Source organism: Roseovarius sp. SCSIO 43702 (assembly GCF_019599045.1).
Lineage (GTDB): Bacteria > Pseudomonadota > Alphaproteobacteria > Rhodobacterales > Rhodobacteraceae > Roseovarius.
In genome coordinates, this window is the sequence record NZ_CP080623.1 from 1,371,835 (window position 1) to 1,397,594 (window position 25,760).

At 62.7% G+C, this 25,760-nt stretch carries 25 protein-coding genes; 9 read left to right on the forward strand and 16 right to left on the reverse strand.

All coding sequences use genetic code 11. The annotated features are described in order from the left end of the window. The first annotated feature begins 18 nt into the window (after positions 1-18). The 5 genes from K1T73_RS06645 to K1T73_RS06665 all read left to right on the forward strand — a co-directional run bounded on the left by K1T73_RS06645 (position 19) and on the right by K1T73_RS06665 (position 3,643). Complete coding sequence (locus tag K1T73_RS06645; protein WP_409077730.1) at positions 19-1,413, forward strand: multicopper oxidase family protein; 1,395 nt, start codon at positions 19-21, stop codon at positions 1,411-1,413. 110 nt (positions 1,414-1,523) lie between these two features. Then, positions 1,524-1,907: a cytochrome c gene (locus K1T73_RS06650; RefSeq protein ID WP_233253382.1), complete on the forward strand. Its 384-nt coding sequence runs from the start codon at positions 1,524-1,526 to the stop codon at positions 1,905-1,907. Position 1,908: 1 nt separating this feature from the next. Further along, entirely contained in the window at positions 1,909-2,640 is a 732-nt protein-coding gene (locus tag K1T73_RS06655) for a DsbA family protein (RefSeq protein ID WP_220603155.1), read from the forward strand. Further along, on the forward strand, positions 2,637-3,323 hold the full coding sequence (locus K1T73_RS06660; RefSeq protein ID WP_220603156.1) for a L,D-transpeptidase: 687 nt from the start codon (positions 2,637-2,639) through the stop codon (positions 3,321-3,323). Before K1T73_RS06655 ends, K1T73_RS06660 begins: the two co-directional genes overlap by 4 nt. Positions 3,324-3,382: 59 nt before the next feature. After that, a complete protein-coding gene (locus K1T73_RS06665) occupies positions 3,383-3,643 on the forward strand; it encodes a hypothetical protein (protein WP_220603157.1) in 261 nt (86 codons plus the stop codon). 42 nt (positions 3,644-3,685) lie between these two features. Here K1T73_RS06665 and K1T73_RS06670 read toward each other — a convergent pair whose 3' ends face one another. After that, positions 3,686-4,261, reverse strand: coding sequence for a Crp/Fnr family transcriptional regulator (locus K1T73_RS06670; protein ID WP_220603158.1), 576 nt, complete (start codon positions 4,259-4,261; stop codon positions 3,686-3,688). Positions 4,262-4,289: 28 nt separating this feature from the next. Here K1T73_RS06670 and K1T73_RS06675 point away from each other — a divergent pair, with 28 nt between their 5' ends. Beyond that, positions 4,290-4,880 carry a hypothetical protein gene (locus K1T73_RS06675; protein WP_220603159.1) on the forward strand — a complete coding sequence of 197 codons (591 nt, stop codon included), beginning with the start codon at positions 4,290-4,292 and terminating at the stop codon, positions 4,878-4,880. Between the two features lie 441 nt (positions 4,881-5,321). On the opposite strand, the gene K1T73_RS06680 is transcribed toward K1T73_RS06675, so the two are convergent. From K1T73_RS06680 to K1T73_RS06750, 15 genes are all read right to left on the reverse strand, one after another. Continuing rightward, positions 5,322-8,747 carry a type I restriction endonuclease subunit R gene (locus tag K1T73_RS06680; protein WP_220603160.1) on the reverse strand — a complete coding sequence of 1,142 codons (3,426 nt, stop codon included), beginning with the start codon at positions 8,745-8,747 and terminating at the stop codon, positions 5,322-5,324. Positions 8,748-8,766: 19 nt separating this feature from the next. Beyond that, positions 8,767-9,561 (reverse strand): hypothetical protein, encoded by a 795-nt coding sequence (locus tag K1T73_RS06685; protein ID WP_220603161.1) that lies wholly within the window; start codon positions 9,559-9,561, stop codon positions 8,767-8,769. Next, positions 9,558-10,781, reverse strand: a complete 1,224-nt coding sequence (locus K1T73_RS06690) for a restriction endonuclease subunit S (protein WP_220603162.1) — start codon at positions 10,779-10,781, stop codon at positions 9,558-9,560. Before K1T73_RS06690 ends, K1T73_RS06685 begins: the two co-directional genes overlap by 4 nt. Further along, positions 10,778-12,880: a class I SAM-dependent DNA methyltransferase gene (locus K1T73_RS06695; RefSeq protein WP_220603163.1), complete on the reverse strand. Its 2,103-nt coding sequence runs from the start codon at positions 12,878-12,880 to the stop codon at positions 10,778-10,780. The genes K1T73_RS06690 and K1T73_RS06695 overlap by 4 nt, the downstream gene beginning before the upstream one ends. After that, entirely contained in the window at positions 12,880-13,080 is a 201-nt protein-coding gene (locus K1T73_RS06700) for a type II toxin-antitoxin system Phd/YefM family antitoxin (RefSeq protein WP_220603164.1), read from the reverse strand. The genes K1T73_RS06695 and K1T73_RS06700 overlap by 1 nt, the downstream gene beginning before the upstream one ends. A gap of 96 nt (positions 13,081-13,176) precedes the next feature. Continuing rightward, positions 13,177-13,566: a hypothetical protein gene (locus K1T73_RS06705; protein WP_220603165.1), complete on the reverse strand. Its 390-nt coding sequence runs from the start codon at positions 13,564-13,566 to the stop codon at positions 13,177-13,179. Beyond that, entirely contained in the window at positions 13,563-14,873 is a 1,311-nt protein-coding gene (locus tag K1T73_RS06710; RefSeq protein WP_220603166.1) for a recombinase family protein, read from the reverse strand. Before K1T73_RS06710 ends, K1T73_RS06705 begins: the two co-directional genes overlap by 4 nt. Beyond that, positions 14,870-15,322, reverse strand: coding sequence for a DUF2924 domain-containing protein (locus tag K1T73_RS06715; RefSeq protein WP_220603167.1), 453 nt, complete (start codon positions 15,320-15,322; stop codon positions 14,870-14,872). The genes K1T73_RS06710 and K1T73_RS06715 overlap by 4 nt, the downstream gene beginning before the upstream one ends. A gap of 196 nt (positions 15,323-15,518) precedes the next feature. Continuing rightward, complete coding sequence (locus K1T73_RS06720) at positions 15,519-17,201, reverse strand: DEAD/DEAH box helicase (protein ID WP_220603168.1); 1,683 nt, start codon at positions 17,199-17,201, stop codon at positions 15,519-15,521. An 11-nt stretch (positions 17,202-17,212) separates the two neighbouring features. Further along, positions 17,213-17,839, reverse strand: coding sequence for a hypothetical protein (locus K1T73_RS06725; RefSeq protein WP_220603169.1), 627 nt, complete (start codon positions 17,837-17,839; stop codon positions 17,213-17,215). Continuing rightward, positions 17,832-18,740 (reverse strand): ATP-binding protein, encoded by a 909-nt coding sequence (locus K1T73_RS06730; protein WP_220603170.1) that lies wholly within the window; start codon positions 18,738-18,740, stop codon positions 17,832-17,834. The genes K1T73_RS06725 and K1T73_RS06730 overlap by 8 nt, the downstream gene beginning before the upstream one ends. Continuing rightward, positions 18,737-19,033: a hypothetical protein gene (locus K1T73_RS06735; protein WP_220603171.1), complete on the reverse strand. Its 297-nt coding sequence runs from the start codon at positions 19,031-19,033 to the stop codon at positions 18,737-18,739. The genes K1T73_RS06730 and K1T73_RS06735 overlap by 4 nt, the downstream gene beginning before the upstream one ends. Positions 19,034-19,181: 148 nt before the next feature. After that, positions 19,182-19,793 (reverse strand): sigma factor, encoded by a 612-nt coding sequence (locus tag K1T73_RS06740; RefSeq protein WP_220603172.1) that lies wholly within the window; start codon positions 19,791-19,793, stop codon positions 19,182-19,184. Between the two features lie 160 nt (positions 19,794-19,953). Next, complete coding sequence (locus tag K1T73_RS06745; RefSeq protein ID WP_220603173.1) at positions 19,954-21,060, reverse strand: hypothetical protein; 1,107 nt, start codon at positions 21,058-21,060, stop codon at positions 19,954-19,956. Then, positions 21,029-22,228 (reverse strand): hypothetical protein, encoded by a 1,200-nt coding sequence (locus K1T73_RS06750; protein WP_220603174.1) that lies wholly within the window; start codon positions 22,226-22,228, stop codon positions 21,029-21,031. The genes K1T73_RS06745 and K1T73_RS06750 overlap by 32 nt, the downstream gene beginning before the upstream one ends. A gap of 224 nt (positions 22,229-22,452) precedes the next feature. Here K1T73_RS06750 and K1T73_RS06755 point away from each other — a divergent pair, with 224 nt between their 5' ends. The 3 genes from K1T73_RS06755 to K1T73_RS06765 are packed head-to-tail and all read left to right on the forward strand — an operon-like array spanning position 22,453 to position 25,750. Next, entirely contained in the window at positions 22,453-22,659 is a 207-nt protein-coding gene (locus tag K1T73_RS06755; RefSeq protein ID WP_220603175.1) for a DUF6511 domain-containing protein, read from the forward strand. Next, complete coding sequence (locus tag K1T73_RS06760) at positions 22,656-23,405, forward strand: hypothetical protein (protein WP_220603176.1); 750 nt, start codon at positions 22,656-22,658, stop codon at positions 23,403-23,405. Before K1T73_RS06755 ends, K1T73_RS06760 begins: the two co-directional genes overlap by 4 nt. After that, a complete protein-coding gene (locus K1T73_RS06765) occupies positions 23,366-25,750 on the forward strand; it encodes a phage/plasmid primase, P4 family (protein ID WP_220603177.1) in 2,385 nt (794 codons plus the stop codon). Before K1T73_RS06760 ends, K1T73_RS06765 begins: the two co-directional genes overlap by 40 nt. The last annotated feature ends 10 nt before the right edge of the window (positions 25,751-25,760 follow it).

The window sequence follows — 25,760 nt, forward strand, 5'->3', positions numbered from 1 at the left end:
GTTGAGGAGGTATTGGCCATGCTGACACGACGCGCCTTTATCGGACAGACCGCCGCCACTCTGGGCATGGTGATGAGCCGTCGGCAGGTGCTTGCCGCCTCTCATGCGCCCGCGATCCTGACAGCGCGCGAAGCCACGGTCCAGCTTGCTCCCGACGGTTATCCGGCGACATCCATCTGGGGGTATGAGGGCCGCGCGCCCGGCCCGGCCATCCGGGTGCGCCGGGGCGAACGGGTGCAGCGGCGGCTGGTCAACAACCTGCCGGAGCCGACCTCCATCCATTGGCACGGCATCCGCATCGACAACGCGATGGACGGTGTCTCGGGCCTGACGCAAGAGGCCGTCGCGCCGGGTCAGGCTTTCGACTATGATTTCGTGGCGCCCGATGCCGGAACCTACTGGTACCACGCGCATAACCGGTCCTGGGTGCAGGTCGCCCGCGGCCTGCATGGGCCGCTGATCGTGGAAGAGGCCGAGCCGCCGCAGGTGGATCGCGAGGAGACCCTCGTACTCGACGACTGGCTGCTCGACCCCGAAACGGCGCTGATTGACGAGAGTTTCGACAATCCCATGCGCATGAGCCATGGCGGCCGGATCGGAAACCTGATCACCACGAACGGTCAATTCGATCCTGCAATCCCGGTAGAGCGGCACACGCGTCTGCGTCTGCGGCTCATCAACGTATCGAACGCGCGGATCTTTCCATTGCAGCTCGCAGGGTTGCGGGGCTGGACGGTCGCGCTCGACGGCATGCCGCTTGCCACCCCCGAGCCGCTGGAGGGCGTGCTCGTCCTCGCCCCGGCGCAGCGCGCGGACCTGATCGTCGATGTGACGGCCGAGGCGGGCGAGACAGCCCATCTCGTGCGGCTCGGCAATGACGACCGCCCGGCCTCTCAGGTGGCATTCCCCGTCTCGGCCAGCGCCGCGCGGACCCCGCGAGCGGCACCCGCGGCGTTGCCGCCCAATTCCGTCAGCGGCCTCGGGTCGCTGGCCGATGCCCGTCCTTTGCGGCTGGTGATGTCGGGCGGCGCCATGGGGCGAATGAATAGTGCCGTGCTGGGCGGAGAGCGCCTGGGCTTTCGCGACCTCGCGGCGCGGGGGCGGTTCTGGGCCTTCAACGACATGGCAGAGATGACGCAGGCCCCGCTGGCCGATCTTTCCCTTGGCGAGCGGGTGCGGCTGGAGATCGTCAACGAAACCGTCTTTCCCCACGCCATGCATCTGCACGGGATGCATTTCCGCGAAATCCGCGACGGCAGACCCGCAGGCCCGATGCGCGACACGCTCCTCGTGGCCGCACAAGAGACGCGCGAGATCGGCTTCGTCGCCGACAATCCGGGCGACTGGCTGTTTCACTGCCACATGCTCAGCCATGCGGAAAGCGGCATGATGACATGGGTGCGCGTGACATGAAGGCCTGGGTGATGATCGCCGCGCCCGTGGCGCTTGGCCTTGCGGGGGCCGGGGCGTGGTTGGCGCTGCTTGACGCGCCGCAGGCCGCCATAGACCCTGCCGTGCCGGTGATGCCGGCGACGGTGGATATCGCGCAGGGCGAAGCGCTTTATGCCCAGAACTGCGCCGCCTGTCACGGCGCCAACCTCGAAGGACAGCCGGACTGGCGAACCCCCGATGCGGATGGGCGTCTGCCCGCGCCGCCTCACGATGAAACCGGGCACACATGGCACCATCCCGACCGGATGCTGTTTGAATACACGAAACTCGGCGGACGCGAGGCCCTGGCCCGGCAAGGCGTGGAATTCGACAGCGGCATGCCCGGTTTCGGCGACGTCCTGACGGATCGCGAGATCTGGAACATCCTCGCCTACATCCAATCAACCTGGCCCGAGCGCGAACGCGCCGCGCAGGCCGAACGCACGGCCGCCGATCTGGCAAACGGAGGAAATTGACATGAAGAATTACATTTCAATGATCGTGATGGCGCTTTCCCTTGCGCTGCCCTTGCAGGCAGCGGCGCAGGACATCTCGGAGGACAGGGTGCGCGAGCTGGTGCTCGAGACGATCCGCGAAAACCCCGAGATCGTCATGGAGGCCGTCGCGATCCTCGAAGCCCGGCAGGCCGAGGCACAGGCGGCGTCGCAAGCAGAGGTGCTCTCCCGCGAACGCGACACGCTGGAACGCGACCCCAATGCGCCGGTTCTGGGCAATCCGGAAGGCGATGTCACGGTGGTGGAATTCTTCGACTACAATTGTCCCTATTGCCGTCGTGCCAAGCCCGAGATCGAGGCCCTGCTGGCCGCCGATCCGGATGTTCGCCTTGTCTATCGTGAATGGCCGATCCTCGGCGAAGGGTCGGTGTTTGCCACCCGTGCCGCGCTGGCCGCGCGCGAACAGGGGCTTTACGAAGACTTCCATTGGGCGCTGATGGGCATGAGCGGCCGCGCCGAGGAGTCGTCTGTCCTTCGGATCGCGGAAGACATCGGCCTCGACATCGCGCAATTGCGCCGCGACATGGAGGCGCCGGAGATCGACGCACATATCGAGACCTCGATGCGCCTGGCGCAGGCCCTCGGCATCACGGGCACGCCATCCTTCGTGGTCGGCGATGCCCTTGTGCCCGGTGTCGTGGATGCCGAGCAGTTGCAAACGCTCGTCACCGATGCGCGAGAACCGGAACAATGAACGCGGCCGGAAAGACGGGCCTGACGCGCCGGCATTTCATCATCACCGCAACCGCCCTGTTTTCGCCGCCCATCTCGGGGCCGCTTCTGGCGGATAGCTGGCCGAGCGAGGCGCAGAAAAGCGCATGGGATGCCGAGGTCACGCCGCCCTTCTTCGATCCGGAGGTATCCAATCCCTGGGGGCTCGATCCGCGATTTCTTCCGCAACGGGTCGAGGCGCGGGCAGGCCTTGTTCCGGGGAACATTCACGTCGATGCCATCGCGCGCTACCTCTACCATATCGAGGAGGGAGGGACGGCCATGCGCTATGGCGTTGCCATCGCACGCGGCAACCTTTACGAACCCGGCACCTACACGATCCGGCGCAAGGTTCGGTGGCCGCACTGGACGCCGACGCGCGCGATGATCGAACGCGACCCGGAGCTTTACGCGGAGGTCGCAAACGGAATGGAGCCGGGTCCTGACAATCCGCTCGGGGCGCGGGCCCTGTATCTCTACGTGGGCGATCGCGACACCTATTTGCGCATCCACGGCTCGCCCCAGCCCCGCTCCATCGGGGGCCGCGCGAGTTCGGGCTGTGTACGGATGGTCAATGCCCATATGATCGCGCTCTACCCGCTGGTCGAAACCGGGGTGACGGCGTATCTGCATCCGCCCGAAGACTACGTCAGCGCAAAGAGTTGAGCATCAAATTCGCGACGCCCGAGAGACGCCGGCGAAGCCACTGCGCGAAAGGACCGGATTTGGGACGAAAATTGATCAACAGCTTGGCATTGTCGGCCCTTCTGGGCGGATGCACCGCCGTCGTCGGCACCGAAAACACGGCCCCCGATCCCGTCCCCGAGCAGGTTGTGGCCCTGGCAGCGCCTTACCAGGATGTCTCGACGGCGCGTCTTTTGCCGCGTGACGGGTGTTACTGGTATCTCCACGAGGGGCCCGTCGAAACGACTCTCTTGCCGCTCAGAACCGTCGAAGGGCGACACATCTGCGCTGCGCGAGAGTAGAGGGCCGCGCTGTGGTTGGCCGCGATCATTCCGGGTCGTCGCTCAACTTCGGGACCCGGCAGCGCGGCGCCGCGCAAGTTCGCGATAGAGCGCCTCCCGCGTGACCCCCAGTTCGGCGGCCACCTCCTGCCATCGGCCCCTGTCTGGCACGTGGTTGCCCTCACCAAGCCATGCGTCGAGACGGTCGGCCACCTTTGGCAATGATCGAATCTCCGACCTGAGCCGCGCAGCCTGAACACTGCGCGCCAGCAGCGCGGACCAGCTTTCCGCCAGAGCCGGATCGTCGGCGAGCGCAGACAGGAAGCGCTTCTTCGGCAAGCCTGCGACGACGCATTCTTCGGGAGCGACAGCATCGCAGTGATACCGGGACGAATAGGCCGATGCCTCGGCTACAACCGCGCCTGGCCCTGCATTCTGCAGAACCATGTGCGCTCCGAGCGTGGTGTGTCGCTGCAGTTGCACCCGGCCGGAGCGCACCATATAGATGTTCGCGACATCTTCGCCCGCTGCGAACAGCGTCTCACCGGGGGCAAGCCCGGTGTCGCGTGCATCCTGAAAAATCTTCGAAATCGCCATTCGCATGATCGCGATCATATGCTGAGCGGCGATTGCCTGCAACAAGGGCCCTATGTCGACTGGAGGTCCCATGATCCGATTTGCGTTTCTCGTTGCCCTTCTCGCGTCTCCCGGTCCCGCGCTGGCGCAGGATGCGGCCGGTCAGCATGGCGGGATGAGGCATGTGCCGGGGATGTCCCACGAGGGCCATGGGATGAACGCGGACGCCTTTCCCGCAGGGCTCATAGAGGGGGGACAATCCGCTTTCGCTGCCATTCAGGAGATTGTCGCACAGCTGATGGCGGATCCGACGACGGACTGGAGCCGCGTCGATATCGAGGCGCTTCGTCAGCATCTGATCGACATGGACAACGTGACGCTCCGCGCCCGCGTCAGCGTCGAGGAGATCGAAGGCGGTGCCCGCTTCGAGGCGATCTCGGAAGACGCAGGCGTGACCAGCTCGATCCGCGCCATGGTTACGGCCCACGTGGCGACGATGGATGGTGTCGAGGGCTGGACAATGCGGGCGGAAGATATTCCTGGCGGTGCGGCCCTGACCGTGACCGGCGAGGATCCGAACCGCATTCGGGCCCTGGGCTTTATCGGCATGATGACAGTCGGCATGCACCACCAGACCCATCACCTTGCTCTGGCGACAGGGCAAAATCCCCACGCGCATTGAGATCGACCGGGGCGCCGCCGCCTCCGAGATTGGCCTGGTCGAAGGCGAAGCCGGCGCGCACGTCACCCATGAATGGGCGAGGCGCGCGGGGCACCCCCGGCATCAATAAAAACAATGGTTTGAGTTGGAGAACGTTAGACGCCAGGCCCATCCCCTCCGCCACTTGCCCCCGCGAAAGCGTTCTCCCGATCCGGCTGCGGCCGGATTTTTCCGTTGTTTTCGAGGGTTATGCGGATGCGGCTGAGCACTGGCCCCTGCGCCAGGTGGCTTGGAAGCAGTCTCTCAGGGCCAATATTCTCCGGACCTATTAACCGCGCGCAGTTCGGTTCAGAGCGCCATGCTACTGAAATCATTAGGCTTAGAGTGGGGGCGCACTGGGCGGGGTTCGCAGTTCCGTTCGCCAAGCCGCTGGAACCCGGATCGAACGATCAGCGAACGGCCCTAGGCCGCCTGCGCGAAGCCACCGTTCACGGCCTGCTGCCACACATGGGCGTAGACGCTTGCTGCAAGCGCTTTCTTTTCATCGGGCGTGAACGGCGGTGACGGCAAACTTGCGAAGACTTCGTCCAAGATGAATACCTCGACGTCTGCCTTGGTCTGTTCCTTCTCCCAGAAGCGATCGAGTTCGGCCAAGCGCGTCTTTATAGAGGCCAGGAGGTCGCGGCTCGCCTGCTTCACCCGCTCACGAGACGTCTTGTCCAGATTATCCTTGAGCAGCAGGTCGAAGAGCGCGAGTTCATCCTCGCCAAGACCCTCCTTCGTTGCGCGCTTCTGTTCCTCGTCCAGACTGTTCACGAGCTCGACCAGTCGACGGAAGGTCTCCTCGATGGTGGTTCGGTCTTTCTCCCGATTATAGTCGGCGATGATCGCCTCGTACTTCACCTGATAGTCCATCCTTGCGGGATTGCGCGCAAGCATCTCGGCGAGTTTCTGTTCGACGATGTCTAGGATGTCCTGAAGCGCGGTCGCTTTCCGTCTGACCTTCTTTGCGAACTCATCGCGCAGCTTCTCAAGATCGATCTGACTGAGGTCGAAGGTCAGTCCCTCGGCTTGGTCGTCTCCTGGCGCTTGCGTCCGGATGGCCTCGTTGACGATCCGGTGTAACTCCTTCAACAGCTCGGTCACATCAGCCGTGTCGCGCCGCTCAGTCAGCTTCTTGTAGATTGCTTCGATGTTGTCGTGTCGTTCGGCGTATGCCCAGGCGCTGGGCTCCATCAGCAGCGCCTTGAAGCGGATGAACACCTGCCGTGCGAGAATCTCGAAGCGCCGCTTAGCCTCGTCCGTCGCATAAACGGCTTCCACGGCGTCCTTCAGGCCCTTGATGCGTAAAAAGCCCTTCGAACCGAGCAGCACGCCTGGGTCGAAGCCAAGGCCGCGCAGATGCGCCTCGGTCGCCTCGATGGCTTCGAGCAGGGCCTGCACCCTCTCTTCGATGGGGGCGATGATCTCTTCTCCGCCTGTGCCATCATCGCCCAGCGCGTACTGAGCCAGCGCGGCTCGCAGGCTGGCCAGCATCCCATTGTAGTCGACAATCAGGCCGAAGTCTTTGCCAGGATACACCCTGTTCGCGCGCGCTATGGCCTGCATCAGCGTGTGCGCCTTCATCGGCTTGTCGATATAGAGCGTCGACAGACATTCCACGTCGAAGCCGGTTAGCCACATCGCACAGACGATTGCGACGCGGAACGGGTGCTTGGGGTTCTTGAAGGCCGTTTCGACATCGATGCGCTCGCCATTCCCGGTATCGAAGCCCTGCTTCATCAGGGCACGGTGCGGGATTATGTCGAAACCCCATTTCTTGAAGTCCGCGACCTCGTTCTGCGCTTCGCTGATAATGATCTCGACGATGGTTTCCTCGAGCCACGTTGCCTGCGCATTCAATTCTTGCGCCTCCTCCGCGAGCAAAGCGCGCAAGGATTCATCGGCCGTGGTATCCGCTTGGGCTTGCTTGGCATTGGCCGCCGCCCTGACTTCTGCGGCCTTCGCCCGCCATCGCGGGATGATCATCTGGTGCATCCGGGCGCAGGTGATCTTGTCGATGCACACAAACAGGGATTTTCCGGACTCCCATCTCGTTGCACAGTGATCCACGAAATCGGCTGCGATCTTGTCGAGCCGCTCATCGGCGGTGATGACTTCGTAGTCCTTCCCGAGCAGCTTATCGAGGAGCGCCGCCTGATCGGGGTCGAGTTCCGCCTCCTCGATCTTCTCGGCAATCCGTTCGTTCAGATCCGTCTTGGCGACACCCAGCTTCTCGCCCCGGTTCTCGTAGACCAGCTTGACGGTCGCGCCGTCCTCCTCGGATCGCTTGAAGTCGTAGCGCGAGACATATTCGCCGAATATGCGCTTGGTGATTTCGTCCTGCTTGAACAGCGGCGTGCCGGTGAAGCCGATGAAGGCGGCATTGGGCAGCGCAAGGCGCATGTTGCGGGCCAACCGCCCTGCCTGCGTGCGGTGCGCCTCGTCCGAGATCACGATGATGTCGTCGCGCTCGCTGTATGGCTTCTTTGGGTCCACGTCCTTGTTGAACTTGTGGATCAGGCTGAAGACGTACTGGTTGTTCTCCTTCAGGATCCGTTCCAGATCATCGCCGGAGGCCGCGCGCGGGGTCTCGTTCCCGGCAATGCCGCAGCCCACGAAGGTCTTGTAGATCTGGCTGTCGAGATCGTTCCGGTCGGTCATTAGCAGGAAGGTGAAATTACCCGGCACCTTGCGCCGCACTTTTTCGGCGAAGAAGGCCATGGAATAGGACTTGCCGCTGCCCTGCGTGTGCCAGAACACGCCCAACCGGCCGAGATCGGGGTGCGCCCGCTCGATGATGTCGACCGGGCCTTCGGGGATGAAGGATGGCAGCGCCGTTTCCGCCGTCACAAGCGCCTGGTCGCCCTTCCTGCGCTTCGCCGGCGCCTTGCGTTCCAGCGGCAGCTCGACCACGCGGTGCCGCAGGCGTTCTCCTGGCGGGATCTCGGCCTTGATCGCCTCCTGCCGTGCGACTGAGGCGACGGCGCGGTTCACGCCCAGCACCTGATGGTTTCTCGCCACCACCTTGCGCGCGGCGCCCGCCTTGCTCTCGTCGAACAGGATGAAGTTCTCGACCAGATCGAGCAGTCGGTGGTGCGCCAGCATGCCATTCAGCAGGCGCTCCGCATCGACGCTGCCTTCATCCGCCTCTTCCAGCCGCTTCCATTCATTGAAGTGCTCCCACGCGCTGGTGATCGAGCCATAGCGGGCGCGGTCGCCGTTCGACACGATCAGGAAGGCGTTGTGATGGAACGCATGGGCGATGACGTTTTCGTCCATGTAGTCGCGCAGGTTGCCGTCGAACCCCGCGCGGATGTTCTTGTAGACAGCCTTCAGTTCGATGAAGACCAGCGGCAGGCCGTTGACGAAGCAAACCAGATCGGCGCGACGGTTGTAGTTGGGCGTCCGGATCCCGGTCAGCTTCAACTCGCGTACGGAGAGGAAGCGATTGGAGCCGGGGGCGTTGTCGAAGTCGATCACCCTGGCGCGGGCGGATTTTTGGCGCCCCTGCGCATCGCGGTAGCTGACGGGCACGCCGCCGCGCAGCATGCGGTAGAAGTCTCGATTGTGCTGCACCATGGAGCGGCTGACGTCATAGACGGTCAGCGCGCGGATCGCGTCCTCGATGGCTGGTTCCGGCAAGTCGGGGTTGAGGCGGTGGAGGGCCGCACGCAGGTCGCGGATCAGGACCGCCTCGGTCGTGTCCTTGCGCCCGAGCGTGCCGTCCGGCCCGAGGACCTCCTGATTGAAGGCATATACGTTTTCCCAGCCCAACACCGTTTCCAGATGCTCGGCGAAGGTGGCCTGAACCAGTCGATCTTCGCTATTGATGCCGGTTACCGCCATGAAACCCTTCCCTGAAAAATCACGCGTCGCGCTCCTTCAAATACCGGCCGGTGCCGTCGATGATGCCGTCGATCCGGTCGACGCAGTGAGAGCAGAAATCCAGGGACATGTAATAGAGCCACGGTTTGCCATCCCGATCCGCGCTCGTGAACCAGGCTTCGGGCCACTTCTCTGACGCGATGCGGCTTGAAAACTTGCCGATCGTCTCAGTTGGCCATTCGAAACCGTTGTGCAGCATGTTGTTGCGATAGGCGAAAAGGGCGGACAGCGTTTTCCGATAATCGTTGGGAAGATAGGGCTTCAGCCCGCAGCTTTCCGCCAGCTGGACGATACCCGCAACAAGATCGTCCCTTGGCCCCTGGCTGCGGAATACGATTTGAGGGTTCCAGAACTGGTCGTCGGCGCGCTGCCGCCGCGTGTCACCCGCATCCGAACCTTGCCTTTTCCTCAGCCCCTCGAAGATGGCGACAAACAGGGACTCGATGAAGGGTGCCAACATGCCGACCGCGGACATGCTATGCGCGGAATCCATGAAGACCGCCCGCCAGAACCGCTCCTCATAGAGGTTGTCCAGTTGCTCGTTGTCAGGATCGGCCTCGATCTGCTGCTTGAGTTCGTCAAACTTGATCTGGGTCGCCGCCGCGGCTTGCTGGTTCCTGTGCAGCAGATCCTTGATCGCGGCCAGTTGTTCTCCTGGCAGCGAGTGGCGCAGCAGCCATTGCGCATGGGCGCTCGGCGGCAGCCGTTCCACCCACCGTCGAATTCCTTCGGCGGGGTCTTCGTCAGGTGGAGGATCGAAGCCGTCCTGCGTCAAACCGCGATCTCCCCGTTCATCAGGCGCGGCAGGAGGAGGTCACGGGCCTGTGCGAGCTTCTGATTTTGCGTGTGCAAGGTGCGGACCTGCGCGTGAAGCGTCGAAGCTTGGTGCTCGAACTCGCGAAGCAGCGCTGCGTCAGGAATGACAACCGGCAGTGCTCGAAACTTCCCCTTGCTGATCTCCTTGTAGGTCGCTCCACCGGCGTGGGAGCGGATTTCCTCGACCCGATACATCAAGTTGTGCAGCAGATACATTCGGGCGCGGGGATCGTGCGGGATGATACTGATGAAGCCCTGATTGGTGCAGGACGGCGTTTCGATGATCCCGAAAAAGCCGACTGAGGCGCGGCTGGTCATCAACACCGTTCCGGCCGGGAGCATCTTTGCCGAAGAGCCTCGCAGTCCGGCTTCCGTGATCTTTGTCGCGCTGTCGAGCAAAGCGAGGCATGAGTTCCGCGTGATGTCCGTGGGCGTGTACCAAGGGATATCGCCGTCATTCCAGAACTCGGGCTTTTCCGTCTTTGGGGTTCCTCCACCAATTGTCTCGCAGACGTCATCGAAGGTCTGCCGCGCCCAGCCCTCGGGGAGGCCGTCAGTGAGGGGGACGTGTTCGTGGCCAGGGAAGCGAAAGTGGACGAACCACTCGCGGTAGAGCAGCCGCGCCGCATCCTCCAGCAGCGCAATCCGTCGCCGGTTGGTCTCGATCAGGTCGTCGTAGGCGGAGAGGATGGAGACGATGGCTTCCTGTTCGCTTCGTGGCGGGCAGGGAAACCGTATTTCTTCGATCCTGTAGAGGGCGAGTTTCGGCTGCGAGGTGCCGCCCGTCTGATTGGACATGGCAGCCTTCCCGGTCGCCCCGCGCAAAAAATACATCAAGTAGCGTGCATCTACGGCATGCGAGATGTCCGTGAGCTTCGCGGCGTTCTCCGTCAGATTTGCTCCGGAAAGATCCTCAGGAACCATCCCAACTCGACCGATTGTTCCTGCAATGCTGATGTAGATATCCGAAGAGGTGATCGTGTATCGGCGGACTTGGTGATGAACGTTCTCGTCGATGTATTTGATTGCTGAACGGTTAATCCCGCTTTCCCCAAAATCGACGACGCGCAAATAGGGATGGGGAGTTGGTGCATCTTGAACTGATGCACCCTTCGGCAGTCGCTTTCCGCCTTTGGCCTTTGCAACGTCGCCGATGCGGACTTCAGAGAAAGATCTCACACCCCCAACTCCTCGAAGTTTCGGGCGATCCGCGCCGCCAGCTCCGCGGCCTCCTCGGTCAGCCCCGTCAAGTCGATGTGGATCGACCGCAGCGCCTCCTCGAAATCGAAATCCTCGTCCACCTCCTCGGGTGCCACGCCGACATAGCGGCCGGGCGTCAGGCTGTGGTCATGCGCCGCGATCTCGGCGCGGCTGACCCGTTTCACCAACCCCTCGACATCGCACAGGACCGCGTCGGGGAACCGCTCCTGCAGCCAGTCGGCCTGTTTCACGAAATACCGCGCCGTCCGCAGCGCCTCCACCGCCGCGACCCTCGCGCCCTCCAACGCCTTGCGGGCGCGCGTCACCTCGGCATTGGGCCAGAGGGCATGGTCGCGGGCGTCCAGTTCCTTGATGGCGGTATCCACCACCCGGCCGGCCAGCTTGGCGGCCAGGTCGATCTGCTTGGTCAGGTCACGGCAACGCTCGGCCATGGGGTGTAGCCCGGCGCGCGCCGCGTGCAGCCCGGCATTGTCGCGCACGGCGCCCGCCCAGTCCGCCGCACGCGCCGACACCTCTGCGTCGAACCCCGCGATATCCGCCGCCAGCGTTGCGCACGCGCTGGTCAGTTCGCTCCAGGTCTCCGCCAGCGGATCTGGATCGCGCTTTTCGGTGACGAAGGGCTGCACCAGATCGATGAGCTTGCCGAGCGCCTTGTCAAGGTCGGCCAATGGCTCCGTCGTTGCCTGGCCCTCAGCAACGGCCTGCGCAAGGTAGCTTTCGACGAGTTCCAGGAAGCGGTCCGCCTGTCCGCGATAGAGCCAGACGATGGCGGCGATGTTCTTCTGCTGCTCTGGCGCAAAATCGTAGATGGCGCGCGACACCTTCCGGTAGATGTTGCGCGCATCGAGCATCAGGACGTGATCGGCGCGCTCGGGGTCACGTTCCTTCGCCCGGTCGAAGAACCACAGCTGGCAGGGCACCGTGCGCGTGTAGAAGAAGTTGCCGCGGATATCGATCATCACGTCGACGGCGCCGGTCTCGACCAGCTTCTGGCGCACGATCGCCTCGTCCCGCCCTGCGCTGGATGCCTGGCTGGACATGACGACACCGGCGCGGCCGTTCTCGTTCAGATAGGTGTAGAAGTAGGACATCCACAGGTAGTTGGCGTTCGAGACCTTCTTGGCCTTGTTCACGCCCGGCAGGCCGAAGGGTAGCCGCTTGTCGCCCTTGACCTTCTCGGCGTCGACCTCGTCCACGTTGAACGGCGGATTGGCCATCACGAAGTCGCACTTGCCGACCAGTTCGTGCGGGTCCTTGTAATAGGTGATCGCTTCGTTCCCGGCGCGGATCGTGCCCTGCAGGCCGTGGACCGCCAGGTTGATCTGGGCGAGTTTCGCCGTCGTCTCGTTCTTCTCATGGCCGTAGAAGGTGACGCGCTTCATCGTGTCTTGGCCTGCGTCCTCGATGAAGTGGCTGGACTGCACGAACATGCCGCCAGAGCCGCAGGCCGGGTCAAAGACGATGCCGTGGTCTGGCTCGATCACGTTGACGATGGTCTGGACGATGGATGGCGGCGTGAAGAACTCGCCATTGTCGTGTGCGCCCTGCTTGGAGAACTCAGCGAGGAAGTATTCGTAGATGCGCCCGAAGACGTCGCCGGAAGCATTGCGCAGGGCCTCGGTGTCGAATTTGCGCATCATGCTTTCTAACAGGTCGTCGTCGAAGCGCTCGTAGTCCTTGGGCAACTGGCCCGCGAGCGGCGGGAAATGCTTCTCGACCTCCTCCATGGCGGCGGTGAGCGCGGTACCAAGCTGACCGCCCTTGGGCATGTCGAGGATCACGTCGTAACGGGCGGCCTCGGGCATTAGCATTGCGCGGCGGCGCCGGAAGTCAGCGTCGACCAGCTGACGATCCGGCATCTTTCCGGCGGCCTTGTCTGCCTCGATCGAGGCGAGAGCAGCATAGTAGCGGTTCGTGGCCTGCCTCAGGAAAAGGAGCCCCATGATAGGCATGAAATACTCGTTCGATGCGAGGCCGGAGTTGGCCCGCAGGTCGTCGGCCATCTTCCAGAGGTCCGCGCCAAACTGTTCGATCCCGGTCAGGTGGTCTGCAATCATTAGCTCGTTTTCTTTCCTGCGTTTTGTTCACCCGGACTGATGCCAGGCTTGTCCAGCGCTTTCAGCCGCTCGTATTCCTCGACTGCCAGCACGACGACAACGGGGCGTCCATGCTTCGCCACCGCGACAGGCTCGGCTCTGGCGAGATCAATCAGCCGCCCGAAGCCGTACTTCGCGTCTTTCGCGGTCAGGATCTGCATCTGACTCTCCGCTGTTGCACGGCTTACTTTGGCCAAATTGGCTAAAAAGCACAAGCCATCCATCGAGCCGGCGTGCTCACCAAGTACTTGCGAACTTCAAAGCCACAGCAACGCGCGTTGACTGCTCCAATCCATCGGAAACGGCGCCCGCAGCGATTCCAAGGTCAGGTCGGGCGGCTGTCGCCCCTCAAGGATGGCCTCAACAATCTCCGGTGAAAGCTGGGTAAGGCGCAGAAGCCGTGTCAGATAAGGCGCTGCGATGCGTTCGTGCTCTGCCAGATCGGCGATGGTGGCGAACTCACCGGCGTCCAACATCCGCTGCCAGCGAAAGGCGCGCGCCATGGCTTTGATCATGGTGTTGTCGAACCGTGCATGGGGGCCCGACCCTTCTGGCGGTAAATGCATCTCCTTCCGCCCGCCGCGCTTCACGATGCGGAACGGCACGTGGAGAGTCACCGTCTCCGGGGCTGGAGACCCGCGGGTCATGCAGCTTCTCCGATTCCGCCGGCAAGAATCTCGCGCGCGAGGCTGCCGAGGCCGTCGACACGGAGGCGGACGTTCAGGCCCTCCGTGCCGATGTCCACGCGCTCGACCAGCAACGCCACGATGCGCGCCTGCTCGGCGGGGAACAGTTCGTCCCACAGTGGATCGAGCTGCTGCAGGGCCGCGCGGGTATCGGCCTCGGTGATGTCGTCGGTGTGGGTGCGGGCGGCCTTCCACGTGCCCGCCACGATCTCCGGCTGGCGGAACACGGCGCGAAGCTGGTCGATTACCGCAGCCTCGATCTCTCCCGCTGGCACCCGGCCAACCGGGCACGACCCGGCACCATGCTTCAGCACGCTCTGGCTGACGTAATACCGGTAGAGTTTGCCGCCCTTGCGGGTGTGGGTCGGCGAGAATGCCGCGCCATCGGGCCCGTACAGCAGCCCCTTCAACAGCGCGGGCGTCTCGGCGCGGGTGCGGGCGGCGCGCTTGCGGGGGCTCTCCTGTAGGATTGCGTGGACGCGGTCCCACGTCTCGCGGTCGATGATGGCAACGTGCTCGCCGGGATAGCTCTCACCTTTGTGCACCGCTTCGCCGATGTAGGCGCGGTTCGAGAGCAGCCGGTACAGGTACTTCTTGTCGATGCGGTTGCCCCTTGGCGTCCGAATACCGTGACGCGCCACCTCCCGGGCCAGTTCGGTGCAGGAGCCGATCTCGAGGAAGCGGGAGAAGATCCAGCGAACGTGCTCGGCGCGCTCCTCGTCGACGACCAGCTTCCGGTTTTCGACGCGATAGCCGTAGGGCGGCACCCCGCCCATCCACATCCCCTTCTTCCGGCTGGCGGCGACCTTGTCGCGGATGCGCTCGGCCGTCACCTCGCGTTCGAATTGGGCGAAGCTGAGCAGGATGTTCAGCGTCAGCCGCCCCATTGATGTGGTGGTATTGAACGACTGCGTGACCGAAACAAAGGTCACGTCATTACGGTCGAATACCTCGACCAGCTTGGCAAAGTCGGCCAGCGAGCGGCTGAGCCTGTCGATCTTGTAGACCACGACCACGTCGACGAGCCCGTCCTCAATGTCCGCCATCAGCAGTTGTAATCCGGGTCGTTCCAGCGTGCCGCCGGAGATACCACCGTCGTCATACTGATCGCGGACCAGCACCCAGCCTTCTGACCGCTGGCTGGCGATGTAGGCTTCGCAGGCCTCGCGCTGGGCGTGCAGCGAATTGAACTCCTGCTCCAGCCCTTCCTCGGAGGATTTGCGCGTGTAGATCCCGCAACGCAGTTTCCGGACAATAGGCTTGGTCATGCGCCCCTCCGATGGTTTTTCAGCCCGAAGAACACCCAGCCGTTCCAGCGTGTACCAGTGATGGCGCGGGCAATGGCGGAGAGCGACTTATAGGGTCGCCCTTGCCAGTCGAAACCGTCCGCGGTGACGGTGATGACGTGCTCGACGCCCTGCCATTCGCGGACCAGCCGCGTGCCGGCGATGGGCATGGTGTCGGCACGGATGCGGCTCTTTTTTCGGTCGCCGCCGTCAAGTTCCTCGCCCAGTCGCTCCAGCCGCCGGACGGTCTCAGGCTTCAGCCCGCCATAGGCCAGTTCCTGGGTGCGGTAGGCCAGCCGGCTCTCCAGGTAGCGGCGGTTGAAGGGCGGTGGCTCGCTATCGAACAGCTCGCGCCACTGCGCCTTCAGCTCCGGCGTCGTCGCGGTCTTCAGCGCGGCGAGGCGCGCGGGGATGGGATCGTGATTGGTCATGCGGTTCTCCGGTGAGTTGGAGTTGCATGACGGCATTGGTCGGCCGCGGAGTGTAGGAGAATTTCTCCAGTACCGTCAGAAGGTTCACCCCGTTCCCGCAGCCGTAACCGGACCAGCCCGAGCGCCAGCAGGCCGCACAGCTCGGCGCGGCGTTCGGCGGGGGTCATCTGGTCGGAAGGGAATGGATTGGGGCGTTTCACGCGACGCTCCGCGTGACATCACGCAGGACCGCGGCACGGATGGCCGAGCGTTGCCAGCGGAAGTTCAAGTGGCAGTTGGCTGCATATTTCGACAGGCCGAAATCCATACCGCTCATCTGGTGTCCAGCCCGCTGCAACAACTCGATCTGCCGTAGGGTGGCGGGATCATTCAACCAGCGCTTGCTCTTTGCAGAGGCGCTGGAGGTTTCGGTCGCTCGCAGGAAGTCATCTGCGGCGGCAAGCGCCTGGACGCGCGTACCCACAGCCAGTGTGCGGAGCGCCTTGGCCTTCGGGTTGCCGAGCGCGTGCCACAATGTGCCGTCATGAAAAACGCCAGCCCAGCCCTGGAAACCGCTTGCCATCAATGCTTGCCCATCACCGTGCAGGTCGCACCACGAGAAGGGCGAGCGATCGAGCAGATCGATTTCGGTCATCTCGAACGACGTGAGCAGCCGCTTCTCGTTGACCACACGGGTGAAGACATGACCGCAGAAATCACAGACGGATGCTCCAAGCGGTAGTTCCGCCTCGCAGGACGGGCAGGTTTTCCACGCGTGCTCGCTGGCCGGTTTCTCGTCGTCGTCGAGACCAATATCCTGCTCAAGCGTGCCATGACGCAGAGCGGCGCCCGCGAAATCCAGCACGGTGCAATCGGTCTTGATAATGCCTGGGAAACGCTCCGGATCCACCCTGCGCAGGCCACGGCCGACTGCCTGGATGAAGGTTCCCTTGTGCAGCATGGGGCGCAGGATGCCGATACAACCGACAGGCTGGCTGTCGAACCCCTCGGTGAGCACCATGCAGTTGGTCAGCACCTGAACTTCGCCACTGTCGAACCGTGCGATGAGATCTGCACGCGCTCGAGTGGGCATCTCGCCGGTGATCGGCTCAGCCGTGACACCCTCCGCCCGGAACGCGTCGGCTACCGCTTCAGCATGGTCGACCGTCGAGCAGAATAAAATCGTGCGCCGGTCAGCGGCCTTGTCCTTCCAATGCTCGACCACGGTCTCGTTCAGGACCGAGCGATTGAGCACCTTGCCGGCCTGACGCATGTTGAAATCGCCAGCAGTGCTGTCGATGCCAGACAACTCGTCCTCGATCCCGAGATCGATGGTGAAGGTCCGGGGCGGCACCAGCAGCCCGCGCGCAATCAGGGTGCCGATCTGCAGGTGGTAGCCGACGTTGCTGAAAGTCTTGCGCAGGGATTGGCCGTCGCCGCGGCCCGGAGTGGCGGAAAGCCCGAGCAGCTTGGCCGTCGGATTCAGGCCGCGTACATGCTCGATCACGGACCGATAACTGGTAGCAGCGGCGCGGTGGCATTCATCGATGATCAGATGGGAAATGGCTGGCATGGTCTCGCGCCGATTGACGCGCGCCAGCGTCTGCACGCTGCCAAACACCACGCGGCCGTCCCAGCAGTCCTGCTCCGCCTTGACCACCGAAGTGTCCAGGCCCGAGATATTACCGATGGCGGAACGGTTCTGCTCGATAAGCTCGTCGGTATGTTGAAGGACCAGGACCTTTGCGTCGCGGTCCCGTTCCGCCTGTTCGCAGACGTAGAACCCGGCGATCGCCGTTTTGCCGGAACCGGTTGGAAGCACGAGCATTGTGTTGCCATGCTCGGCAGTGCGGTCGTGGGCGGCATCGACTGCCGACCGTTGATAATCACGAGGAATCATGGTGGTCTCCCTCAGCGTGCCCAGAACGGCGCGGCACCCGAGGCAGGTGCCGACGAGCCGGGCTGTGAGGCGGTGCTCGCGGAGTTGGGAGGCGATGCAGAAGCTGCGGTCTTGGGCGTGGGCGCGGGGCCCATCACGGTCAGATACTGCTCATGACCGGGCCCGATGGCCGCCTTGATCACGTTGCGCCCGGCGTCGTCGGGATTGCTGCGGTCCTTCTCGATACCGATCTTGGCGACGAAATCGATGCCGCTCAGATCCCCGAGGCTGCGGATCATGCGCGCTGCCCGTGCAGGCTCGGACTGATCGCCGGGTTTAACCCCGTGTGCGGACTCGAGGATCCCGCGGATCAGGGCGCGCCCGCGGTTTGCATATGTGTCCTCGCCGCGTTCGTTTACGCTCTTGCCCTTGAAACCGATGCGCGTGTAAATCCGCCGCCGCGCATAAGGGCCTTCGAGAACCACGGCTTCGGTGTTGAGATAGAGCGCCGAACTGCTGCGGCTCTGTGTCAACCAGCCTTCGGGGCCAGCGCCACCGGGGCGAATCGTCAGCGTCACCTTGACCAGCGTGTTTGCCGGAATGAGATCGAATGCGGCGTCCTGGCTGTCAGCGCCGTTAAAATCCATGTTGTCAGCCATGGGTTAGGGCTCCTTTCGTCATGGGGTCGGATTGGGGTTCGGTCTCAGGCAGTTCGAAATCGAGGGGCGATTTGGCGGTTGTTCCCTGACCGGCGCGGATCTTGGCCATCAGTCGGCCCAAATGCGCCTGCTCAATCATCGAGAGCCGACCGCTACGGTCTTTCGCAGGGAAGCCGAAATCGTTGATCGTGGTGCAGACGAACGCCCGGAACGGCTCGCCCTCCTTCGGGCGGATTTCGGCGAGGGTGATGACCTCGTCGACGATGCCGGGCAGTTCGAGGCCGGTTTTGGACCCCTCGATCTGCATCGCGAAATACGGTTTGCCGAAATCATCAATCTTCCGGTCGAGCAGGCCGACCAGCCAGATATTCTTGCGCGGCGTGTGCTGCAGGTGCGTGAGCCAGCCGATCATCTCCTGGCCGAGCAGACCGTAGGCGCCGCGCAGGTCCGGCTTGCCGCTGCGATCCGCCTGTGCCTGCGGCTGGCCCTTGCACCACTGCATGCAGATGCGGGAGGCCACCGAGATGCTGTCGACGAAGACCGTATCGTATTTGTCCAGGACCGCAGGGTCTCCAAACGCGGCGCAGACGCGGTCGTAGTCGCGCTGGCTGTAGGGTTGATCTTCGCGCATTGCGGGATTGGGGCCGCCGATCCAGCAGGCGAGATCGCGGGCGCGCTCCCAGTCCCGGATCCGGACTTCGTCGCCCGACCAGCCCTGCACAGCCAGTTCCCCGGCCTCGAGATTTAGAAACAGGGTGCGTTCGGGCTCCAACGTCCAAAGCTGGCTGGTTTTGCCGATGCCGGAAATGCCGGTCAGGACGCCCTTGATGCCCCGCGTTTCTTTCAAACGCTCGTCGGCGGTGATGATCTTCAGCGGGGTGGGTTCGAAAGGCGCGCTCATTTGCGTGCCTCCAGTTTGCGGGCCGCTGCCGAAACCGCGATTTCGGTGCCCGTGGCACCCTGTGTGCGGGCCATCAAAACGATTTCTTCCAGTTCAACGATGGTTTGCGTGAGAGCTGACCGCTGTCGGTTCAGGTGCAGCAGCGCGAACGCGATCTCGTCGATGGTCGCGCGTTCGATGGAGACCGAGCGCGCCGGTCGGTTACCGATGGCGGGCACCGACACCGTGTCGGGGATCGCGCTCAGCCATGTGGCCTGGCGCAGCCTTTTCAGAGGACTGGTGAACATTTCCATGCTCCTTTTCGTCTTGCCCAGGGGTCGTCGTTTGGATGACAACTGCCGGGCCCGACGCCGCCCTGGAGCTTGCGGTCGGGGTGTTTCCGTGAGGGTTTTGTATTCCCCCGAAGGCCCGGCATGAATTCGATTGAGTGCTCGCCATCATTTACCGGCGTGGGGCTGCAACTGTCGGGACGGTATTGAAATACTCGTCCAGACCGAGATTCAGGGCGGTCGCGCGGATAACGGAAAGACGCTCGTAGATCGTGCTGCGATGCAGTCCCAGCGCCCGCGCTGCCTCGGAAATGCTGAGATGGCTGATAGCGATCGCGACCTGCCGCGTCGCCGGGCAGAGGGCGGCCAGCAGCTTGCCCACGTCACTCCGGAGACCAGGGCCGTGCGCCAGCAAGAAATTGTCGATGGGATCCAGCGACGCGGCTTCGGGGAGTACATCCGTCAGGGTCAATGCGCCCTCGCCATTCTCGTCACCGACTGGCGCGTGGATGGACTGAATGGTCCGTTCGGCGTGCATGGCCTTCGTGGTGCTGGCCAGCGTGGCGATGCGGTTGGCAACGACACGATCCGCGAAGGTGTCGAAGGAGGCTTTCGCCGGATCATAGTTGCTGGTGCGCCTGATCAGGTCGAGGCGCAGTTCTTGTTCGATGTCGTCGGCGTCGAGACCGGGTACGGCACCAGATCGCGCGAGACGTGCTGCTCGAATGCGGATGTTGCGGGAAATACGAGTGTTGGGATCGGTAAGCTGTTGAAGCTGCTCCATGGTTTTCGCCTTCGTCCAGGTGGACGGGCACGCGGCCCGAATACCCGGCTCCGGCGAAATTTCGCTGGGTCAGCGATTGGAGCGGCTTCAGCGCAAAGAAAAACCGCCGAGGACTCAGCGTCTTCGGCGGTTTGGTGTTACGGTTTTTCTTGAAGTTTTTTCAGCGAGTGCCGACGAAATTTCGTTGGGTCTGCCCCTGTTTGCCTTGCTGGAGATCGTCGCCGCTGATCACGAAGCGAGCCGTGTATTCGGCGTTCATGGTCGGAATTGGTTCGTCGGCGATCCCGAACGCTGCCCGCAGCGTCTTCGATAGCGCCTGCTTTTGTTTCTGGTATCTCGAAGTTTCCTTGGCATTGGCATGGTGGACAGGGAGACGTCCTCCGGTGAGCGCAAAGGTACGCAAGTATGTCCAGGCCGCCCTCGGCTTGCCATTCTTGGCGCTTTTCAGGCCGAACGCATCCGGTTCAAACCTGCGGGTCTCGCCGCGAAAGGTGACATTGACGACTTCGCCGGCGATGAAACGAATGCTGATCTCCTCCCACCGTGCATCCGGCGGAAGCGGCCATATCGGGTCGTCAGGTCCGCCGTCGGCTCGGGTTCCGACCTGAGCGCGCAGATCGGCAAACAGGCCCTCCGTCGGCCGGGATGGCCGTAGTCGTCCCTGACCGTCGATGACGAGGATGTCGTGCAGCGCAAGCCGCGCGATGCCGACGCGATCAAGGACGGTCGCCAACGGTGACGGGATGGACGCGGATGTCGGCGCAAGCAGTAGCTTCGGACCCGGCAGCGCGACCAGTTCGTCGAAGGGCGCCGTAGCCTCGCTCGCCGTCGGTCCCGGGATCGTCAGGAAGATCGGGAATCCGAGGCCTGCGAAGACGTCGTGCGACCCGATCCTGAAAACCAGGCTTTGCTCGAAACTTGACGGAACGTTGGAGATGTCGAGGGCTTCGGCCAGCCCACGTGCAAGCCGAACACGATCCAGTGCCAAGATGGTAATGTCATCCCGGTCCAGATCGAGGTTTTGGCAGGCCTTCGGGCTGTCGCCGCAAATCGCGCGGATGTTGCCATCGTCGTGATGCACTATCCGGCGGGGGCATCCCTCTCCGCCCGGGGACGGACAGGCGATGCTCGTTGCCCGCATTCCCGTCGATCGCAGGAACGGGGCTGCATGGACGAACTCGTCACCCAGTCGATGGGTCCATTCACGCCGGTCGGTGGCTGCACCTGTCAGCGTGTCAAGCGCGTTCCAGAACCTCGAAATCCGCATCCCCGTCCGCCTCACCTGAAATGGTCCAGAAGCCGCGCGCCTTCAGCCAGGCTTCGATTACCTCTTCATCCGCGTCTCGCTCATAGCGCGCGATGTTCGCCGGACGGATTGTCACCGCCCGCTCCCGCTTCGATCCCTCGAAGGCGAACTTGAACTTGGCGTGCGTGAGAAACCCACCCCGAAGCCGTTTCTGCCATTGATCGCCATAGACCTCGAACAAGTCGTCTGACTTACGGATCTCCGTTTCCGGCACCTTGCCTGCCCATCGGCGACCGAATTCCACGAAGCGCACATCAGCAATTCCCTCGATATCTTCGTGCGCCATTGCGTCGGGGCCGTGCTCCCGCAGTGGATCGAGCGAATAACGCTCGGAAAGATCGAAGTATGTCTCGCTCCCGAACAACACATCGCCGAATGTCTTGAGATAAAGATCGCGTTCGCCTTTGGTGCCCGCATTCACGCCGATCTCGTCGGTCTTGCTGTCGTAGATCAGGACGTCGTGCAATTGCGGTCGATAAAACGCGATGCCGGTCTCGCCGTCCTCCTGATGCTTGCCTTCCCGGCGGTGAGGCATGCCGTGCCGCACGAGAAGCCAGACCTTGTCGCCTCGGGGAAACTCGAAGATCGCACATTTTCGTCCCCGACGCTTGGTCTCGAACCAGTCATCCATAAGATCCTGCATCATCTTCCGAGCCGTCTCGGTAAGTGTAGGCAGCGATACCTCGGCTTTCTTCGAGGCCGATCCGGAAAAATACATGAAATTCGATCTCTGGAATGCAACGGTTTCGGCATGCTGGCGTTCCAGCAGGGTGGGTTCCGCCATCCAGATCTGGACGCAGACATCCGCAACCGAGACCTTGTCGTCTTTGTCGATCGTAATTCCCACCGCCTCGGCGCGCTCGAGTAATTCATCCATGCCTTCGTGGCTCGCGGTCTCATGGACGTAATAGAGCGCATCCACCATTTCGTCAGGTACGGAAGCGTCGGGATTCATCAGCACATGCGCGATGTCGTCCAGTGGCATGTCGTCGATGGGCGCATTCGACAGATCGACGCCGCGCCCATTGAAGTAGACCTTCCACCTTTCGAGAAAGGTCTTTAACCGTGCCGGCGCGATCTGCTTGAGGCGGTCCGGGTTGCTGAAAATCCTTGGGTTGAATGCTGCCATTGGGGTCGCTCCAAATACTCGTTCGATTATCAGGCTAGGCGGTCAACTCACTCTCCGCAAGATTGTGTTCACGAAGGGTTCTTCCCGGCCCCGACAATCGGCGCGGTGCGCCGGTATGTGAGGGTGGCAGCTGGAGCTTTTCCCATGATCAACATCTTCGATCGCGCTCGGCGCGACACATTCGGCTTTGATTTCACCACCGGCGCCTCTCCGGGAGGTGCGTGGTGATCGATCCCGATGAACGCGAACAGGCGGCATTGACCGTCGCCCTGAAATTCATGAGCGAACTGATGGCCGAGATCGGCTGGTCGGTCCGCTTCAACGATCTTTCGGCAGAACAGGCCGCGAAACTCGCTGAGGCTGCTGTGGACGGTTTCCAGGAAGGCATGTTGGCCACAACGCCCCGCGAAACACAGGAGGTGCCGTTTTGACGAATGCCTTTCTCGACTTCAATCACCGGGAAAAGCAGGCAGGCTTTGCCAATGAAGTAAACACGCTGATCGACCGGGCGCTTGTTGCTGAAAATGCTCAGCGCCCCCAGCGTGATTACCTCGGCGGCAGTCGCCTCGGCGATGCCTGCGCGCGGCGCCTCCAATACGAGTATCTCAAGACACCCAAGGATGAGGGGGCCGGTTTCTCCGGTCGGTCGCTTCGCATCTTTGCGCTCGGGCATGTCCTCGAGGACCTCGTGATCGACTGGCTTCGCAAGGCGGGTTTCGATCTCAGGACGCGCAACCGTCATGGAAACCAGTTCGGGTTTTCGGCCGCGGGCGGGCGGGTCCGGGGACATGCGGATGGTGTGGTCGTGGCCGCGCCAAACGGCATGGCAGTGCCCGCGCTCTGGGAGTGCAAATCGGCCAACGCCAAGAACTGGCGAGCCATGTCCAAGAACGGCGTCGCAAAAGCCAAGCCAATCTATGCAACCCAGATTGCGCTCTATCAGGCCTATCTCGGTCTGACCGAGACGCCGGCACTTTTTACCGCCGTGAACAAGGACACCTGCGAGGTCTGGCACGAGCTCGTGCCGTTCAACGGTGCGCTCGCTCAAGCTGTCAGCGACAAAGCGGTGCAAATCCTGCGCGCTTGCGATGCCGGTGAACAGCTTCCCCGACATACGACGGATCCAGAGCATTTCGAATGCAGGTTCTGCGCCTGGAAGGAGAGGTGCTGGGTATGACGGAGCAACAGATGTCCGCCTTCTCCGCAGATCCCAGTCCGAACGACGAGATGATCGCGATCTATGCCGACGTAGTGTTCGGCTACTGCGATTATCTGGTGCCGGTAAGATCTCTTGCTGAGAAGGGTGCGGGAGATGCGCCGCCACACACGCCATTTCTCCCGGCTGATGCCGAGCTTGCAGCGAAGCTCGCGCATCAGGCGGACTGGGCGGCACAGAGCGGCATGGCGCTCTTTGTCGTGCCGGGAACCGTCGCGGAAGCAGGGGCTGCTCGCGCCGAGCATGTGGTCCAGACGCAGGTGGTTTTAGTTGATCTCGATCACGGCGATATCGCGGCCAAACGCGCCCATCTTGTCCATAATCTTGGCACACCCACCCTCGAGGTGGCCTCTGGCGGGATCACACCACAGGGGCAGGACAAGCTGCATCTCTATTGGCGGCTGACGGAACCTGCCGAGGACGAGGACGTTGCACGGGTCTGCCGCGCCCGACAGCTGATTGCGGCCAAGGTTGGCGGCGATCCGGCGTTCAAATCGGCCCACCAGCCAATTCGCGTGGCCGGGTCGGTACATGCCAAGACGGGCGTCAAGCGGCTGGTCGCGATCCGCGATCACAAACCTGTTGACTATGACCTCGCCGAACTGACGGAAGCCATCTTCGCCATGCCGCCCATGGACGGTGCGGAGCCGAACGGGCTCGACTTCAACACGGCATCGATGGATGGGGGGACGGTTCCGGAGCTTTTCGCCAAACCCATCCGTGAGGGTGGCGTTGATGGGACCACACGCTTTGACGCGCTGTCCCGCGTGATCGGATACTGGATCCGTCGTTGCCGTGAAGGCCATGTTACGCCCGCAGAGGCCTGGGATGAAATCGTCTCCTACAACGATGCCCGTATTGATCCGCCCTGGCCAGAAGCGCGGCTTCAACAGGAGGCTGAGCGCCTCTGGCGTCGCGACCAGGCCCGTAACGGTGAGATCGAGGGTGAAGGTGAGGGTGATACTGGCAGCGGGGATGGCGGTACCAGCCCTGTTCGGTTTTCCGAAGACGCCTTGGCGGCCAACTTCGCGGATCAGCATAGTGAATCCTGGCGCTTTGTCGCCGCATGGGGACAATGGCTGACTTGGACGACACGGGTCTGGAAACGCGAAGATACACTGCAGGCGTTTGATCTAGCGCGTCAGGTTTGCCGTGCGGCAGCCATCCGTTCGCCCTCAGCGCGGGTCAGAACGAAGCTGTCGACGGCCTCGACCGTGGCGGCTGTAGAAAGGCTTGCCCGCAGCGATCGGCGGCATGCCACCACCACAGAGGTCTGGGACCGCGATCCGTGGTTGCTGAATACGCCAGACGGCGTGCTGAACCTCCGCAGCGGGCAGTCGCAGCCTCATGATCCGGCACTTTACATGACAAAAGTCGCGGCTGCTGTGGCCAAGGGTGACTGCCCTGTCTGGCTCGGTTTTCTCGACACGGTGACCGGCGGTGATGCCGAATTGCAGTCTTATCTGAAACGGATGGCCGGGTATTGTCTGACCGGCGTCACCAGCGAGCATGCATTGTTTTTCCTCTACGGCACTGGCGCCAACGGCAAATCCGTTTTCGCCAACACGCTGGTCGAGATCCTCGGAGATTACGCCACCGTGGCGCCGATGGACATGTTCATGGCCAGCCATGGAGATCGTCACCCGACCGATATGGCAGGCCTGAGAGGCGCACGCATCGTCACCTCCATCGAGACCGAGCAAGGCAGCCGTTGGGCTGAAAGCAAACTCAAGGCGCTGACCGGCGGAGACAAGATTACTGCTCGTTTCATGCGCCAGGATTTCTTCGAGTTCATCCCGCAATTCAAACTGCTGATCGTCGGCAATCACAAGCCCTCCATCCGTAATGTGGACGAAGCCATGAAACGCCGCCTGCATATGGTGCCGTTTACCGTAACCATCCCCGCGGAGAAACGCGACAAGCGCTTACCTGACCGGCTGTTGGCCGAGCGGGATGGCATCCTCGCCTGGGCGCTGCAGGGCTGCCTCGAATGGCAAAAGCATGGGCTCCGCCCCCCGCCGGCCGTCATGGCGGCGACGGAGGATTACTTCGAGGCCGAAGACGCCATCGGTCGCTGGATCGATGAACGCTGCTCCATGGGACCAAGTCAGAACGCCAGCACCGCCACGATGTTTGCGGACTGGAAGGCGTGGGCCGAGGCGAATGGCGAGTTCGCCGGCTCGGTCAAGCGGTTCTCGGAATCCCTGATCGTCCGGGGGTTCGAGCGTCACAATACCCGCGCGGCCAAGGGATTTCAGGGCATCGCCCTCGACGACAACAATTCTGACCTTTTTCCGGGAGAGTAGAAAAATGCCA